Source organism: Bdellovibrio sp. HCB290 (assembly GCF_047305925.1).
In the GTDB taxonomy this organism is placed as follows: Bacteria; Bdellovibrionota; Bdellovibrionia; order Bdellovibrionales; family Bdellovibrionaceae; genus Bdellovibrio.
Genome location: NZ_CP178620.1, coordinates 3,465,097 through 3,479,120, shown reverse-complemented (window position 1 = coordinate 3,479,120; position 14,024 = coordinate 3,465,097). Strand labels below are relative to the sequence as shown.

At 46.3% G+C, this 14,024-nt stretch carries 14 protein-coding genes; 8 read left to right on the top strand and 6 right to left on the bottom strand.

Annotated features, from left to right (window positions below):
• The first annotated feature begins 130 nt into the window (after window positions 1-130).
• The 4 genes from ribD (at window position 131) to ACLVWU_RS16920 (ending at window position 3,033) form a co-directional block, all read left to right on the top strand.
• Window positions 131-1,318, top strand: a complete 1,188-nt coding sequence (gene ribD, locus ACLVWU_RS16935; protein WP_413576071.1) for a bifunctional diaminohydroxyphosphoribosylaminopyrimidine deaminase/5-amino-6-(5-phosphoribosylamino)uracil reductase RibD — start codon at window positions 131-133, stop codon at window positions 1,316-1,318.
• Window positions 1,318-1,722, top strand: a complete 405-nt coding sequence (locus tag ACLVWU_RS16930; protein ID WP_413576070.1) for a PspC domain-containing protein — start codon at window positions 1,318-1,320, stop codon at window positions 1,720-1,722. The genes ribD and ACLVWU_RS16930 overlap by 1 nt, the downstream gene beginning before the upstream one ends.
• Before the next feature lie 24 nt (window positions 1,723-1,746).
• Window positions 1,747-2,163 carry a hypothetical protein gene (locus ACLVWU_RS16925; protein WP_413576069.1) on the top strand — a complete coding sequence of 139 codons (417 nt, stop codon included), beginning with the start codon at window positions 1,747-1,749 and terminating at the stop codon, window positions 2,161-2,163.
• Between the two features lie 219 nt (window positions 2,164-2,382).
• Window positions 2,383-3,033 (top strand): restriction endonuclease, encoded by a 651-nt coding sequence (locus tag ACLVWU_RS16920; RefSeq protein WP_413576068.1) that lies wholly within the window; start codon window positions 2,383-2,385, stop codon window positions 3,031-3,033.
• 35 nt (window positions 3,034-3,068) lie between these two features.
• Here the strand turns inward: ACLVWU_RS16920 and ACLVWU_RS16915 are convergent, their stop codons facing one another.
• Genes ACLVWU_RS16915 through rfaD form a run of 3 tightly spaced genes read right to left on the bottom strand, consistent with a single transcriptional unit; the run spans window position 3,069 to window position 6,577 of the window.
• On the bottom strand, window positions 3,069-3,854 hold the full coding sequence (locus tag ACLVWU_RS16915) for an RNA methyltransferase (RefSeq protein ID WP_413576067.1): 786 nt from the start codon (window positions 3,852-3,854) through the stop codon (window positions 3,069-3,071).
• The gene (locus ACLVWU_RS16910; protein WP_413576066.1) at window positions 3,855-5,597 is read right to left on the bottom strand and encodes an aromatic amino acid hydroxylase; all 1,743 of its coding nucleotides are present in this window, start codon (window positions 5,595-5,597) and stop codon (window positions 3,855-3,857) included.
• An 11-nt stretch (window positions 5,598-5,608) separates the two neighbouring features.
• Window positions 5,609-6,577, bottom strand: coding sequence for an ADP-glyceromanno-heptose 6-epimerase (rfaD, locus tag ACLVWU_RS16905; protein ID WP_413576065.1), 969 nt, complete (start codon window positions 6,575-6,577; stop codon window positions 5,609-5,611).
• A gap of 176 nt (window positions 6,578-6,753) precedes the next feature.
• Between rfaD and ACLVWU_RS16900 the strand changes: the two genes are divergently transcribed.
• The 3 genes from ACLVWU_RS16900 to ACLVWU_RS16890 are packed head-to-tail and all read left to right on the top strand — an operon-like array spanning window position 6,754 to window position 9,416.
• Window positions 6,754-8,316, top strand: coding sequence for a S41 family peptidase (locus tag ACLVWU_RS16900; RefSeq protein ID WP_413576064.1), 1,563 nt, complete (start codon window positions 6,754-6,756; stop codon window positions 8,314-8,316).
• Complete coding sequence (locus tag ACLVWU_RS16895; protein WP_413576063.1) at window positions 8,316-8,960, top strand: alpha/beta hydrolase; 645 nt, start codon at window positions 8,316-8,318, stop codon at window positions 8,958-8,960. Before ACLVWU_RS16900 ends, ACLVWU_RS16895 begins: the two co-directional genes overlap by 1 nt.
• Window positions 8,961-8,990: 30 nt before the next feature.
• The gene (locus ACLVWU_RS16890; RefSeq protein ID WP_413576062.1) at window positions 8,991-9,416 is read left to right on the top strand and encodes a hypothetical protein; all 426 of its coding nucleotides are present in this window, start codon (window positions 8,991-8,993) and stop codon (window positions 9,414-9,416) included.
• A 54-nt stretch (window positions 9,417-9,470) separates the two neighbouring features.
• Here the strand turns inward: ACLVWU_RS16890 and ACLVWU_RS16885 are convergent, their stop codons facing one another.
• The 3 genes from ACLVWU_RS16885 to ACLVWU_RS16875 all read right to left on the bottom strand — a co-directional run bounded on the left by ACLVWU_RS16885 (window position 9,471) and on the right by ACLVWU_RS16875 (window position 13,188).
• Window positions 9,471-9,995 (bottom strand): hypothetical protein, encoded by a 525-nt coding sequence (locus tag ACLVWU_RS16885; protein ID WP_413576061.1) that lies wholly within the window; start codon window positions 9,993-9,995, stop codon window positions 9,471-9,473.
• Between the two features lie 2 nt (window positions 9,996-9,997).
• Complete coding sequence (locus ACLVWU_RS16880; protein ID WP_413576060.1) at window positions 9,998-11,851, bottom strand: hypothetical protein; 1,854 nt, start codon at window positions 11,849-11,851, stop codon at window positions 9,998-10,000.
• 167 nt (window positions 11,852-12,018) lie between these two features.
• A complete protein-coding gene (locus ACLVWU_RS16875) occupies window positions 12,019-13,188 on the bottom strand; it encodes a hypothetical protein (RefSeq protein ID WP_413576059.1) in 1,170 nt (389 codons plus the stop codon).
• A 64-nt stretch (window positions 13,189-13,252) separates the two neighbouring features.
• On the opposite strand from ACLVWU_RS16875, the gene ACLVWU_RS16870 reads away from it, so the two are divergent.
• Window positions 13,253-14,020, top strand: a complete 768-nt coding sequence (locus tag ACLVWU_RS16870) for an exodeoxyribonuclease III (RefSeq protein WP_413576058.1) — start codon at window positions 13,253-13,255, stop codon at window positions 14,018-14,020.
• Window positions 14,021-14,024 lie beyond the last annotated feature (4 nt).

Sequence of the window (14,024 nt, the reverse complement as noted above, 5' to 3'; positions counted from 1 at the left end):
CTAAGTAATAATCGGTTAATATTTATAAATTCTTTCGGGTTTATTTGTTAAAAGTTGGTAAAACCTGCATGTTGAATTCGTCTCACTTTGAGAATAAGCTGGAGCCGCAATTTACGAGGAAGAGAGCCCCATGGAACAGATCAGTAGCCTAAATATCCCGGTTCGGGGAACACCCATGACCTTGGATGCAGCAATGGCGTTGGCTATCAACGAAGCCTACAAAGGTGGTCCCCGTGTCAGCCCTAATCCGTTAGTGGGGTGTGTGGTGTTAGACTCCCATGGTGGTTTTGTTTCAGCGGGTCACCACGAGTTTTATGGTGGACCTCATGCTGAAGTAAATGCAGTTAAAAATCTTTCTGATGCTGATCTGAAAGGCGCCCACGTCATCGTGACTCTTGAGCCCTGTGCACACGAGGGAAAAACTCCTTCCTGTGCAAAGATGCTCGCAAAACTTCCGATTAAGCGTGTGACGTTTGGTTTGATTGATCCGAATCCATTAGTAGCAGGTCAAGGCGCGGAAATTTTGCGCCAGGCAGGAATCGAAGCGGATTTGTATCAAGCAGATGATTTGAAGCGTGATCAGGAAATGCGTATCAAACTTGAGGAAGTCTGTGAGGCGTTTCTGTGGAATTTCCGCCAGAAGAAAGTTTTCGTCGCTTTGAAAATGGCAAGTTCCCTGGATGGACAGGTCGCTTTAAGATCCGGCGAAAGCCAATGGATCACGGGTTCCGAATCCCGCGAATACGTGCATTATTTACGTGCGTGCTACGATGGTCTGTTGGTGGGTAAGGGCACCATCGAGTTCGACAATCCCTCTTTGAATATTCGTCATCCACACATCGAAAAGAAAAACAAAGTGGTGGTGATTGATGGCGAAGGTGAGTTGATCGGGAAATATCCTGATCTGAAACTTGCGGCTGAACATGACGCCCAAAATGTTTTTTGGTGCGTGGCTGAAGACCTTAAAGAAGAAGTGCAAAAGAAAGTTTCCAAGCTTTCCAAGGTTCCTCAGCTGGTGTTTGTAAAAACCAAAGTGGGCGGAAATCTGGATTTGGAGGATATGCTCGCTCAGCTTTACAAACTGGGATTTAGATCCATATTGGTTGAGGGCGGAGCTTTAACAGCCAGCAGCTTTGTCGAAGTTGGATTGGTGAATCGCATCTACATGTTTCAAGCACCGATTATCATGGGCTCGGCCGGATCCAAATCCTGGACAGAAACCATTCGCATTGAGGAGATGAAGAATAAAATCTTTATTCAGCATCCAACTTATAAAACTTTTGGAAATGATTTTATGATCACGGGGAGAATTCAATAATGGATACAATGTCGGCCGGAATTCCGAATACGAAATATCGCTGGACCAGAGCTTCTGATGGGGCCTTGGGGGGAGTTTGCAAAGGACTCGCTCAAGCTTTTGAGATTGAAACCTGGATGCTTCGCGTTATATGGCTGATCGCTGTACTTTGGTTTGGGTGCGGGGTCCTTCTATATTTCACCCTGTGGTATGCGCTGCCTCGCGTCGACAGACTGGACCATGCTCTGGATGGCAAGGTTCTGGGCGTTTGTGCTAGAATAGCTAAGAGATACGCGCTCGAGGTGGGAGTGGTCAGAACCACAGCCCTTCTCTTTTTGTACGTCACTTTCGGAGCTGCGATCTTGGTTTATGGGCTTTGTTATTTCTTAATCCCGGAAGCCCCTAAATCCACAAAGTCGCCCTAAGGGCGCAGGAGTATTTTTCTATATATGGGTGATGATAGTAGTAGGTCGATCGTAAGTTCTCTAAAAAATGAGTGGGCTTTGTTTTGGGAAGCCTTCCAGGGTGACGAGGAAGTCACTGAAGAAACCAAAAGTGCTTTTGAAAGCGGCAAATTGGATGTTCTAAGCCTTAGCCAGGTTCGTGAAATCACGAAAGCCCTGATTGAAGACCGCAAACGAATTAATCAAAAGCTTGAAACTTTGAACAAGGAAATTGATCTGAACTCGGTGAAGCTGGACAGCCTTCGCCTGGTCGGTGCGGAAGAGCAAGAAACCATGAATCGTATCCACGAGCTGAACGACATGGGTCAAGGCTTCGCCTTTGCACTTCAGAAATTGGACGAGCAACTTCGCGCCGTCCGCGACAAAGAAGTCGAAATCCAGGAAGAAGAAGCCGAACTTTAAAAGGTACGGACTTACTTTCTCCAAAAAAAAAGGCTGGCGCCAAAACGTCAGCCTTTTTTAATTCAACAAACACTGCGGACGTCCGCACACCCGTAGCGGGTGTGAAGATTACAGGTCTCGCAGGTGAAGCGGTGTTTCCGTAAGTAGGACCTGGGAATGTTTCAGATTGAAGCACCCAAGTGGTCTACTGTTTGGGGCAGAAAATTCCGATAATAGAGCATGCAGCTCCAGCTGGTCATTTTTGCAGTTTTGATTGTTGCGCTCGTCTCGGTCGTCGTGCTTCACAGTTTCACTGATGACTCGATAGCGCAGGATGATCTGGATCGCTTTTTAAGCGAGCCGATGTCGCCACGTCAAATGAGCAGATTCTACGAGCGCTATGTGGGGCACCTTTATGAAAGCCAGGGTTATGACGTGGCCTACCTGGGGGCTCTTAAAGGTTTTGCTGATCATGGGCGAGATATTGTAGTCACAACTCCGAATGAAATTCTGGTCATCCAAACAAGATGCTGGCCAAGACGACGAGTGGTTCTTGATAGTGATATTTATCAACTGTTTGGTAAGATGACTCACCTTAAACAAACATCGAAAGATCCCCACCGCGAGATCAGAGCCGTGTTCTATTCGACATCGCAGTTTTCAAGCTTAGCCAAGCAGGCGGCAAGCAGCTTGGGTGTCGAGACCAGAATGGAAAAACTGAATCGCTCTTATCCGATGGTCAAATGCAGTATTTCTCCGACAGGTGAAAAGAACTACTATCTTCCATTCGATCCGGTATATGACAGAGTAAAAATTGATCGTCAACGTGACGAGTACTTTGTTCGTACCGTGCATCAAGCTGTGAAAAAAGGCTTCAAGCGCGCCGGATAAAAACGAAAAAGCCCGCTTCATCAGCGGGCTTTTTTTTATCTCTCACGGTTCTTAAATTCTTTCCATTCGCGAATTTTGCGAGTGGCTTGCTGTAAAACCGTTTCTAAAATCACCAGTTCTTTTTTAGTTGGTGTATTTTGTAAAAGCATACGGCGTAGAACCGTGAAGGCGTTGATTTTACGTTGTTTGGTTAAATCAAATCCCATTTCCTCGATAAAGGTTTTCAAAGTCTGCTCGGGATCGATGCCTTGAATGCCTTGGGGCGCGCGGCGTTTCTTGCCGCCATCAAGTTTGGTACGATTGCCGCCCCAGGATTTACGCAACGAGAACATGCCCAACAATGTCGCCTGAGCCAGATTCAAACTCCAGTTTTCTCCAAAGGTTGGCAGGCACGCACAGTGGTTGGCGTACTCTAGGTCCTCGCCAGCCAAGCCCCAGTCTTCAGGGCCAAAGATCAAATGGATCGTGAAAGCCTCGTCAGATTCATGCTGGAATTGGGGCGCATTGCTTTTAATATCTGCAAGGACGTCATCGATATCGCGAACCTGACGGCCTTTACCATCACGGGCAGTGAAAGCGATTTTGATCGACTCTGGCTCGTTCGCCATGAATTCGTCCCAGGATTTGTATGTCGTGCGGTTTTGCAGGCCGGTTTGGCCGGTAGCTGCTGTTTGTTGAGCTTCGTAAGTCAGCTCACACTTGGGATCAATCATGATCAGCTTTTCGACGCCCATATTGCTCATGGCACGGGAAGTGGCGCCGACATTTCTTTCGTAAATTGTGCGCACTAAAACAATGCGCACTTCAAAGGGACGTTTCATTTACAGGTTTCCTGATAAAGCAATTCCGTCTTGGATAAGATTTTTAGTCTGTTCGTCTTTGCCAGCCAAGCCTTGAAGATCCTTCTCAAGTTTTGATAGCAAAGGGGAGTTGCTTAAACGGGCCTTGGTCAATTCCAAAGCTTCCAGACGCAACAACCAATCTTGTGGGAACTCCTTATCATGGTTTGCCAAAAGATCGGACAAAGATTTTTCAAGGTCTGCACCCTGGATATTCTTTTCACGAAGGTCTCTTAAGCGGCCATATTGAGAGTGAAGTTTCAGTTCCTCGGGCTTGTAGTTTGGAGCTGGAACCCGTTTTGCGACGAAGTCTTCGGTTTCACCGTAAGCTTCGCGGTCTGCAGCACCACCAAACACAGAGTCGACAGAGGAGCCCAATGCCATGTCATACATGCCCCAAGTCGGATCGAATAGTACTCGGCCCTGGTATTCCGCTTTGGCATCGGTCATGGACAGTAAAATAGTTTTACCATCAACAACCGTCATGTTTTTTACGGTACCGGTCACCTGAACACCGGAAGCAAATTCCAGGCGGCACTGGCGTCCCAGTTCAACCCCGATATCGGACCATTCACTGCGAGTCAGGTCGGATGGATCCTTCTGCGGATACGATTTCAAATATCCGACCGGAGTTCCGAACCCGTGTAAGTGATAGGATTTATCGTGACCAGGTAATTGTTTGTCTTTGAAAGAAAGCTGCGATGGTCCTTGCAGACGCAAGTAGGCCACTTCTTTTGTGGAGTCCGTGATGGCTTCGATAATTTGACCTGAAATTTGAATTCCAGATGAAAGTTCCGCGGTATTTACTGACTGAGCTTGGATCGCTTTATTCAGTCCAGCAAGCCCACCCAGGCGGTAAGCCATTTGATCAGCCATATCGTTCAATACTTTTACCAGAGTTTTAAAATCTGGAGTTACAAACAACTGTGGTTGCGGTTCAGTGATATCATAACCTTGCTTGATGCATTCCACGCTTAATGGAATTTTTCTAACTTTTTCACTTAGACACCACTTGGATTCCCCGACACTGGAAAGTAAACCAGCGCCAAAGATTTTTGGATTGTCCAAGTTTCCAATCAAGCCGTACTCTGCTGTCCACCAGTTCATGCGGCCCAACTCTGCGGCTTCGGAAATATGACTGATGTTTTTGCTGACATGGTCAAGTTTTGCTTCCGCAGCCTTGATGTCGGCAGCAGTTGCACCCGGCATTTCTTTTAAATCAGAAAGTTCGCGAATCGCTTCGTACATATCCAAGTCTTCTTTGGATAGAATCGCTTTTTTTGCGACCTGGGCATACTGACGAAGGTAATCGGCAAATTCCGGTTGAATCAAAATCGGTGCGTGTCCCGCGGCCTCATGAACGATGTCAGGTGCCGGAGTGTAAAGCAGGTGATCAATACTGCGCATGTCAGAGGCGATCGGCAAAACTCCCAGGGATTGAAGCTCCATGAAAGCTGCTGGCGGAATAAATCCACTGACGGGCAAAGCCCTCCAGCCAAACTCTTTCAGTTTGCTGCTGATTTCCTCGATGCGGGGAATGCGTTCGACAGAGATTCCGGTTTTTCCCAAACCTTCCACGTAACTTTCGTGGGCGTGTTTGGACAAGAAAGATCGCAACTGGCGCAAAACATAGCGCCAGACGGATTGATCTATCGGAGTGTACTTTTCATAGTTCTGCTCAACGACGTATTTTCTAAGATGCGGGGGTAAAAAGTCCGTCTCCATAACATGTGCCTTTATAACAATGGGTCTTCTTTGCTGAGATAATTCTTAACGTAATCGTCGACGGCTTTTTCCAGCGGCCATTTCGGCGCGCTCATGCCGGCTTGATTCCATTTATCCGTTTTTGCTTCAGTGTAGTACTGATACTGACCGCGGATATTTTCAGGCATCTCAATCCAGTTTATTTTCATATCTTTGCCCATGGCTGTAAAGGTGGCCTTCGCCAAATCCAACCAGGTACGAGGCTTGCCGAATCCCATGTTGTAAATACCGTTTTTCGGTTTTTTCTCCATAAGTTCAGCCATCCAGCCCGTCACATCTTTTACATAAACAAAGTCGCGCATGAATTCGCCGTCTTTGTATTCAGGATTCGCGGATTTGAACAATCCCAAAGTGCCTGTGGTTTTGATTTGGTTGTAGGCCTTGTACACGATACTTGCCATGCCTTCTTTTTCGTATTCGTTCGGACCAAACACGTTAAAGAATTTCAAACCATACCAATGCGGGGGAGTTTTCGTCTGCTTCAAGGCCCAGCGGTCAAATAGAACTTTAGACTCGCCGTAAAGATTCAGCGGCTTCAAAGTTTCTGGATCCGTGGTGTCATCAAAACCCAACTCGCCGGCTCCATAAGTGGCAGCGCTGGAAGCATAGATCATGTTTTTACTGTTTTGAGCACACCAGTCGAAAATACGTTGTGTGTAGTTGGTGTTGTTTTCCCAAAGGAAATCTTTGTTGGTTTCAGTGGTCGACGAGCAAGCACCCATGTGGATGATCCAAGTGACTTTGGATTTTGCTTCGGCCGTTTCCAGGAAGGCCCACAGGTCATCTTTTGGAAGGAATTTGGAATAGGTTCTTTTACGCAAAAGATTGCGTTTTTTAAGATCGACCGTGTCCACCGCGATGATATCAGAGAACCCTTTTTCATTGAGTTGCCATACCATTACGCTGCCAATAAAACCGTTTGCGCCTGTTACAATAATCATAGTGTTTTCACCCTATTACAGCCCTTCGGGATACACAAGAAAAAGCCCTTGTGGAAGCTCTGTTCAAACCTGCAATTACTTCAAAAAACAGCCCTTAAAAAGCAACCAATTGCAGTTGAGCAGGCACGGACGTTGCTTTTGTGGTGACCAATGGTGGACCTGTCGGGAGGCATGGGGTGTTAATAAGTACGCGACGATTTTTCTTAACAGCACTGAGCGTGGCTATCCTTGGGGGCAGTTTGTACTGGTCACGCCACCAGCAGCAGCAGGTTGCTGTGGCTCCGGCGAAGTCCGTGGACAGATATTGGGCTGATACTGGATTGCAGGCGGAGTCCCTTGAGGATCTTTTGGGTCCTGACACTTGTGCTAGCTCTGAGCGTTACTTTTTGGCCTGTGCCAATGCCGTTGTATCCGTCGCAAACCGTTATAATTTAACAATCGAAACTGATGGAACGCTTCACTCTGTGGGTGAGGGCTTTTCCCAGGATTTATCAACAGAGAAAAAGCAGATACTGGTTTGGCAGCAATTCTTCAACGAACGTACTGAAGAGGCCACGCGTTTTTCATTCATGAATGTGTGGAAAAATCTTAAAGAAAACTACATCTCCGCAGATCAAAACTCTTTGATGGTGGGAGTGGGTTTGAATGGATTTATTTCTGTTTTCCGTGACCCTCATACGTACCTGATGCCTGTGGCAATGTTCAAGGAAGTCGTTTCCCGCGCTGACAATCGTCTGACGACGACCGGTGTCCAAGTGGGCCGTGCTGACGGGAATTATGTGATTCGCAAGGTGTTGGTGGGAAGTGCTGCCGACGTTGCCGGTCTAAAACGTGGCGATGTGATTTTGAAAATTGATGGCAAACCCGTGCAATCCCTGTTGCAGGCGCGCGTGAATGAATTGCTGAAAGGCCCCGAGGGCAGCAAAGTCACAATTCTGGTTTCCCGTTCTGGTGAAAAGATCCGTAAGAAATTAAAACGCACCGAACTGGTGGTTGCGACTTTAACCACGCAAGTGATCGATGGCATTAAGCCCGTTGCCGTGATCGGACTGAATAAGTTCGCGCGCGGTTCTTGCGATAAAATGAAAGTCGCTTTGGATGTCGTGAATAAGGCCCGCGTGAGCGGATTGCTATTTGATTTGCGTGACAATCCAGGTGGCCAAATGGAAGAGGCGGCCTGCGTTGCCAGTCTGTTTGTTGGCGGAAACAAAAAGATTTTCGATATTCGCTATCTGGATGCTTCGAAAAAATCAGAAGAATACTTTGGTGGTGAGCCAAAGCTCTTTGATAAGCCAGTGGCTGTTCTGATCAATGCCGGTTCTGCGAGTGCTGCGGAAATCGTGGCTGGGGCTTTGCGTGATATGAATCGCGCAGTTCTGGTGGGTGAAAGAACTTTCGGTAAAGGTTCTTTCCAAGAGGGTGAATACTGGACACAGAATAAGAAAATTGCATTGTTTGAAACCAAAGGATTTTACTATCTTCCGTCGGGGCGCTCGCCCCAAATGAAAGGTCTGGAGCCTGACGTAGCCGTCAAGTTCGATCATATCTCAATGGACCGCGAGGAAGATCAGTTTGTAAATCCGCTTTTGGCGCCCGAGCGCCAGGTGCGATCGTTGAAGAGTTTAATTTCCAGCAAGGACTGTCTGGACATGGAAGATGTGACGGCGAACGAAGATGTTCAGCTTAGCAAAGCCCGTCAGATTTTATTCTGTTCAAAAGCCATTGCTGGAGCGAACTAATGATCACTACTGATTTATTCAAACACAAATTCATTCCAGCCAAGAAAAAGTCAGACTTTCTGATGATCGTATTGCACGGGCGTGGTGATAGCATTCGTCCGTTTCGCGCATTCGACAGTGAATTGAATATTCCTGAGATGAACTACTTGTTGTTAAACGCACCTCGCAAGTTCATGACCGGTTACACTTGGTATGGGGAGCCTCCGTTCCAAGCCAACGGTGTCTTGAAAATCCGCGAAAAGCTATTCAGCCTGCTTAATGATCTGGAACAACAAGGATGGAAGAGTGAAAACATCTTCTTCTTCGGTTTCTCACAAGGCTGCTTGATCAGTGCTGATGTGGGCCTGAACTATCCAAAACAATTGGGTGGTGTGGTTGGTATCAGTGGCTATTTTAATTTCTATCCTCGCTGGAAAAACAATCTGGCAGATGATTCCAGAAAGACACCTTGGTTGTTCACGCATGGCCATGCAGACGATGTCTTGCCACTGCCTGAAACCAAATACGGTGTAGATAAATTGAAATCCGCAGGACTGAATGTCGAGTGGATTGAAATGGACAAAAAACACACGCTGGAAGAGGAAGAGTACCCGATGATTCGTAAGTGGGTGCGCAATCAGCTTTCAACTTTGATAAAAAATTAACGTTAAAACAACAAACTATCCGGAGATTTTATGAAAGCACTATTGGTATCTATTTTGGTTTTGTTAGCAGGCGCTGCACAAGCAAGTGAAAAAGAATATAGACGCATTCATTGTGAAGGTACGGCAACAATTCAGGGCTCTATCTTTAAAAAGAAGGAGTCCATTGTTTTGGATTTCAACGTGAATGGTGGCGAGGTTTATAAAGTTGCGCACATCGCTCAAATTGGTGAAGTACAATACGGACACGATGAAGGCATCTCGTGGTGTGAACGCGCATCCACTAATACTGTGCTTTGCTATGGAAGCGGTTACGGAGATGGACCTGAGCTGAAGGTAAATATTAATTTAATTTCCGGCAAAGCTTCCGGAACGTATTTCAATCCTTGGGCATCATTAGGGATTGAAGTTCCGAACGAGTATAATACTTATCAGTTCACAGATCTTAAATGCAGATAAGCTGTAAGAAGTTAAAAACTAAAAAGGGCCCGTGAGGGCCCTTTGTTTTTTTAACTACGGCATTTGTTCCAAGCCGGAATTCAAACCTTTGAATACTTCGCTTAAGGCGTTTTCATAAGCGGCGCCGATATCAGCCCCCACTTTGCGGCCGAAGGATTTAAACTCCATGCAGCTGTTGGCGCTGGCATTGGCTTTGCCTTTTTTTGGAATATCCAGGCTGCCGTTCAATAGAACACAGCCTTCCTGGAATTCAGCAGTTTTATAATCCTGAATAGTCAAAGTCAGTTGGTTTGGCGCATTGGATTTCAATGCGATATTTTGACGACCCAAAGCCAAAGTTAGAACACGAGTCAGTTCCGCTGAAATCTCAGCAGAGTGATTTTTGAATTCTGGAGCACGGTTGTCGACGATGTTCAAAGACATCTCGCGAGGGTTCAGTTTTTCCATTGGGGGAATGACGACTCTGTTGGATTCAAGACGGGGAGAGTCCTTGATAGTTCCTTTGCTGACACAGCCGGAAACAATAAACAATCCCGCTGCCAGGGCAACCACTGCACTCATCGAAAATTTTGCTGTCATAACTAGATGCTTTCTTTGTTTTCTTCCACAAGACTGAGAAGTTTTGCGTAAAGATCCATTTTGACCGCTGCCGTTTTATCTTTTTCTTTATAGAAACGACTGACCGGACTTTCTGGAACTCCACTGTTTTCAAAAACCAGACGATCAATGATTCTTTGAATTTGAATCATGGACAATCCGCGCTTCTTCTCATTGATAATCGCATCCACCATTTCAATCAAGGCATTTCCGGTGATGCGTTTGTCTGAATTTAAAACTTCTGCTCGGTCGCAAAGACCTTTAAGGATATGTTCGGGTTTGCTTTTGCCCGCAGCTGCTGTGATCAGATCACGATAGGCCGCTTGAAAGGAAACAATATGGCGGCGGTGCTTTTCGCTTAAACGGGCATCGCGGGTTTTCGCAAAGCTTGAAAGGACGTGTTTAAAGAAATCATTTTCAAGCATGAAGCGTTTTTCAAATGGCAAAGGGCTTTTTGCCAGAATATGTGGCAACTCGCGCATGATCGAGCGCATATTGAAAAGGGCTGCGTGATTGACACCATCTGCCACTTTTTCTGTTGAGCCACTGATTTTCGCACGCTCAAAGAAACTGAATTCTTTGTCAAAGTTTTCGAAAAGACCTTTGCGAGCAAAAATATTTTCGCGCTGAGTTTCGTTGAAACCCATACGATACAGAATGCGATTGGCACGGGCTGTATCAAAATGCGTATTGAATTTTTCAACGATCGGATGATTCGCGAAAGTACGTAAAGACTTTTTGGAACCTGTTTGTAAATAGTCCGTCAGCTGCGCAAAAACCTGAACGATGAGTTTAGCTTTGGCCTTTTGTTCATTCAGATTGGTCGAAAACCTTTCAACGTCATCATAGCGATACTTATCGTGACGGATTCCGAACTGACGAACGCTGCCGTAATCGATGATTCCCGCGTCAGCCAGGACGTTGTCACCGTCCCAATCTAGCCATGCGAAAATATAATCTGTGTCCAGTTGGGCTGCGAACCCCGCGAAGGATTTGCAGACTTGCTCCAACAACTCATCGTATTTTGCATTGCCGCGAGCTTTGATATTCCAGGCTTTGTTAGAAACCTGGCGATCAATCAAATAGTCAGTCGCAGCTTTTAATTCCTGAATGCGTTCTTGTTTCAAATAAAGGAACAAGTGAGCAGGACGAATCAGATTCGGAGCTGCACGAACTCCAATACCATAACCTTTACCCAGATCCACGATGCAAAGAACGCGCTCGGTGTTGACCCCTTGCAAGTGCATGATCTCGGCCAGGATTGAAGCACCAAAGAGCTCATCAATTTCAGCCAGACCACAACCGTAACCGAATTCAGTGCCACCGGTTTTAAGAGGACGCTGGGCTTGAACAGCTCCAGGTGAGAGGCGAGTTACCCCCGTTCCACGACTGGAAACATCCCAGGTCATTCCACGGTGATAAACGGTTCCATTCCAGATTCCGCGCCCATCGCCCGAAGTTTTTCCCTGCTTGTTGGCGTGTTGCAACTGCAGGTAGCGTGTGGCCATGTATTTGTGGGGACGGATTGTAGTGGGATCAATGCGGCGATTTGAAAGCTCATCGTATTCGTTGATAATTTGGATCGAGAAGGTTTCGATCAGCTTGTCTTCCAGCTCGTCGGTCATCGTTTCCGGATGATCTGCTGGAATCAAGCCCATTTCTTTAGCCAGAATGAAATTGAAGTAGGCGATCTTGCCAGTGTTTAACTGGCGAACACGATAAGCGATAAAGCCATCTTGAACTGCTTCCATCCAAGGATGCACACCATTCAGTTGATCGAATGAGGAATAGAAGCTTTCCTGGGCTACTTTTTTAGCGCCGTTGTGTTTTACCGTCATCTACTTCCACACTCCTTGTAGAAAAATGAGATACACTTAAATGCTGCCGTTCTAGCTGTACTTAAATATTAAGCCCTAAAAAGAGCAAAAGTCCTACTGGACTAGACACAAAAGTCCACAGACCAAAACCAAAGTGGGGTTTATTTGAGATGAGAAGGGGGGGCGTCTTATTTGAAGACAACCCCAGCGAAGCCACCATAAGGGGTTCTGAGGTTTGTCACTTGCCCCTGATAAATCCGCGCGACGATCAATTGCAGGCGCCCTTGATAGGCATAACAGCGCAGATCGTACTTAAACTTCTGCTCTCCTTCAGGGGTTTTAAAAGCCACTTCAGGAGCTGGAATGTATTCCATGGCAATAATGTCAGGAGTGAGCAATGTCTCGAAAGCCTTGCGGCTGATGGATTGCCCTTTGTAGCTTTGTTTTGATCCGTAGGCGTTCTTCGGTTTAAAGAAGAAATTCTTACGTTGGCTCCAGACTTCTTCATGATTGGCTTTGCCCATATCTAAAGAGGTCGGCACTGCCGCTCGCAGTGTTTGAATTTCAGTGTCACTCAAGCCATGGGCCTCAAAGAAGCCCGGTTGGCTCCATTCAATCAAGCGCTGCTTGTCGGCAAGCAAAAGGTACTCATACGGATTTGGTGACAGACAAACTTCGCCATTAACGAATTTGTCTTTCAGAATTTGGCTGGAGTCTTCAGACAAAAAGAAATCAGTATAACGATTGTAGATAAATTGCGGATCAAAAGATTTAAACAGATCGCGATAGTCGACAATGCGGGAATCCCAACCAAAGGATTTAAACAGTTCATTGTAAACCAGGAACTCGGCAAACAGTCGTTGTTCCGATGGAGCTTCGTCAGTGATCGCGACCTTCAATGGACCTGCTGCTGGTTTTTGCCCCTGCAGGGCAAGTTCTTTTAAAATATCAGCACGAACCTCTTCCCAGGAAAAATCCGCAACCGGCAATGGCAGTTCCAGAGTTTTGTACATCTCGTGGCCCAAAGCCAAAAAAGAGGCGTTGGTGTTCACTTCAATCAGTTTCAGCTGTTGATTTTCATCCAGGTGGAAATCATAGCTCATCATGATGGATTTGTTGCCGGGATCCTTGAAGCCTTTCAAGGCTGCCAGATCCTGATAGTGCTGCTGATAGGACTTCTTTTCACGTAAGTTAAAGAATGTGGAAATTATTTGCTGGGCCTGATGTAAAACGGCCTGCGGCAATTCAATTTGGAAAGGTGAGAGTAAATTATCTGCAACCAAGGCCTCCAAAGGCTCATTATTTAAGCCTGGGAAGGATTTTTTAAGTTGCGCGATGAATTTGTCCTTTAAGCTCACCTTGACTCCTGCTAGAAACCTATCTCATTGATAGCGCTTTGCGAGTGAAAGACAAGGAGAAACTGTGAAAATCATTTCCTGGAATGTGAACGGAATCCGGGCCTGCCATAAAAAGGGTCTCGTGGATTTCGTAAAGAGTGAAAATCCAGACATCTTCTGTGTCCAGGAAACCAAAGCTCATATTGATCAGGTCGAGCTGGAGGCGCGTCACTTACACCGTCCTCATTCATATTGGTCCTCGGCCGTTAAAAAAGGATACTCAGGGGTCGCAACTTTTTTGATCAATGAGCCAGCTTCTGTGAAACACGGGATCGGCATCGAAGCCTACGACTCTGAGGGTCGTATCGTGATGACCGAGCACCCGCATTTCGATTTGTATAATATTTATTTTCCTAACGGCGGTTCCGGAGATGAACGCCACGGATTCAAACAGCAGTTTCTTAAAGATCTCAACGCTCATCTTAAAGAAAAGCTGGCAACTGGCAGACAGATTGTGGTTGTCGGGGATTACAACGTGGCTCATGACGACATGGATGTTTTTGATCCGATTCGTTTAAGCAAAGTCAGTGGCTTCTTTCCGGAAGAGCGCGCGTGGTTTGATTCATTCTTGGATATGGGCTTCATTGATACCTTCCGTTACTTCAAACCCAACGAAGCGAATCGTTATTCGTGGTGGTCTTATCAAGAGTTGGCGCGACCTAAGAATAACGGTTGGAGAATCGATTATATTTGTATCTCTAAAGGTCTGGAGAAATATCTGGCATCAGCGGATATCCTGGATCAAGTTGAAGGCTCTGATCACTGCCCGGTGGTTGCGACCCTGGAATTTTAAAAAG

What these genes read in the sequence shown, in the direction of transcription:
- ribD (WP_413576071.1), top strand. Translation starts at nt 131, where the DNA reads ATGGAACAGATCAGTAGCCTAAATATCCCGGTTCGGGGAACACCCATG.
- ACLVWU_RS16930 (WP_413576070.1), top strand. Translation starts at nt 1,318, where the DNA reads ATGGATACAATGTCGGCCGGAATTCCGAATACGAAATATCGCTGGACC.
- ACLVWU_RS16925 (WP_413576069.1), top strand. Translation starts at nt 1,747, where the DNA reads ATGGGTGATGATAGTAGTAGGTCGATCGTAAGTTCTCTAAAAAATGAG.
- ACLVWU_RS16920 (WP_413576068.1), top strand. Translation starts at nt 2,383, where the DNA reads ATGCAGCTCCAGCTGGTCATTTTTGCAGTTTTGATTGTTGCGCTCGTC.
- ACLVWU_RS16915 (WP_413576067.1), bottom strand. Translation starts at nt 3,854, where the DNA reads ATGAAACGTCCCTTTGAAGTGCGCATTGTTTTAGTGCGCACAATTTAC.
- ACLVWU_RS16910 (WP_413576066.1), bottom strand. Translation starts at nt 5,597, where the DNA reads ATGGAGACGGACTTTTTACCCCCGCATCTTAGAAAATACGTCGTTGAG.
- rfaD (WP_413576065.1), bottom strand. Translation starts at nt 6,577, where the DNA reads ATGATTATTGTAACAGGCGCAAACGGTTTTATTGGCAGCGTAATGGTA.
- ACLVWU_RS16895 (WP_413576063.1), top strand. Translation starts at nt 8,316, where the DNA reads ATGATCACTACTGATTTATTCAAACACAAATTCATTCCAGCCAAGAAA.
- ACLVWU_RS16890 (WP_413576062.1), top strand. Translation starts at nt 8,991, where the DNA reads ATGAAAGCACTATTGGTATCTATTTTGGTTTTGTTAGCAGGCGCTGCA.
- ACLVWU_RS16885 (WP_413576061.1), bottom strand. Translation starts at nt 9,995, where the DNA reads ATGACAGCAAAATTTTCGATGAGTGCAGTGGTTGCCCTGGCAGCGGGA.
- ACLVWU_RS16880 (WP_413576060.1), bottom strand. Translation starts at nt 11,851, where the DNA reads ATGACGGTAAAACACAACGGCGCTAAAAAAGTAGCCCAGGAAAGCTTC.